General features: G+C 66.8%; 2 protein-coding genes. Both read left to right on the top strand.

Annotated elements, in window-relative coordinates:
* The coding region (locus ACMUOY_RS20725; RefSeq protein ID WP_413894592.1) for a DUF1214 domain-containing protein at positions 1-376 on the top strand (376 nt) is incomplete at its 5' end.
* Between the two features lie 8 nt (positions 377-384).
* A partial coding sequence (locus ACMUOY_RS20730; RefSeq protein WP_413894593.1) for a hypothetical protein occupies positions 385-575 on the top strand: 191 nt, incomplete at its 3' end.

The raw sequence follows: 575 nt of genomic DNA on the forward strand, positions 1-575 counted from the left end.
CCTGTACCCGGCGTTGGCGACGGATTCCGACGGGGTGCCGCTGACCGGCACCGACGAGTACACGTTGACCTTCCCGCCCGGTCAGTTACCGCCGGTGAACGCGTTCTGGTCGGTGACGATGTATGACCAGACCTTCAATTTCATCGACAACGCGATCAACCGCTACGCCGTGGGGGACCGCACCACGAGCCTGAAGTTCGACGCCGACGGCAGCCTGCCGATCTACATCCAGAAAGACAGGCCGAGCGATGACAAGGTCGGCAACTGGCTGCCTTCCGGCGCCGGCAACTTCCACCTCGTGCTGCGGGCGTACTGGCCGAAGGCCGACATCATCGATGGCAAGTGGCTGCCGCCCGGCGTCCAGCGCGTCGAGTAGGAGCCAGCATGAAGAGCCCTGCGCTTGCCATGACCGCGGCAGCACTGATGCTGGCCGCCTGTGCCGCACCGACGCCGCTGCCCACCACCAACCAGGCCGAACTGAAAGGCCCGCGTCCTGGCATGGTGCCGGGCTACCTGAAGCCGCCTGAGGTGCTGGACGCCATCGCGGTGGTCGCCCCGCCGCCCAAGCCCGGTTC

Source organism: Candidatus Skiveiella danica (assembly GCF_022705245.1).
Classification (GTDB): Bacteria; Pseudomonadota; Gammaproteobacteria; order Burkholderiales; family Burkholderiaceae_C; genus Skiveiella; species Skiveiella danica.